We start from the raw sequence: 333 nt of genomic DNA on the forward strand, positions 1-333 counted from the left end.
GACAGGCAGCCGTCGCCACCGGGTCCCGATCTTCCGATGCCGGGCACGGAGCCGCGTGGTCAGGTAGCGCAGGGTGCCGCTGGACAGATCGATCGACGAGGGGTAGACGAGCACGCGGAAGCTCCTGGCGGACACGGGTGATCTTGGTCGAGAACCCGTCTACCAGGAGCTTCGTCGTTCCGTACAGCTGGCAACCTCCAACACCTCACCGCCGCAGTCAGGTTGGAAAAGGCTCATTACCCCGCCGAGTTCAAGGCGGACGCGGTCGCGTTGTACCGGTCGAGGCCAGGAGCAACGATCAGGTCGGTCGCTGGTGATCTCGGGGTGAACACC

Annotated in this window: 1 protein-coding gene and 1 pseudogene; one reads left to right on the forward strand and one right to left on the reverse strand. The window is 64.9% G+C overall.

The window, feature by feature from the left end; all coding sequences use genetic code 11:
- Positions 1-114 (reverse strand): annotated as a pseudogene (locus tag IF88_RS46290) (IS5/IS1182 family transposase); the annotation flags it as partial.
- 108 nt (positions 115-222) lie between these two features.
- Between IF88_RS46290 and IF88_RS46295 the strand changes: the two are divergent.
- Positions 223-333: transposase (locus tag IF88_RS46295; RefSeq protein WP_158754926.1), on the forward strand; the 111-nt coding region annotated here is incomplete at its 3' end.

Source organism: Streptomyces sp. NRRL F-2580 (assembly GCF_000720115.1).
Taxonomy (GTDB): Bacteria; Actinomycetota; Actinomycetes; order Streptomycetales; family Streptomycetaceae; genus Streptomyces.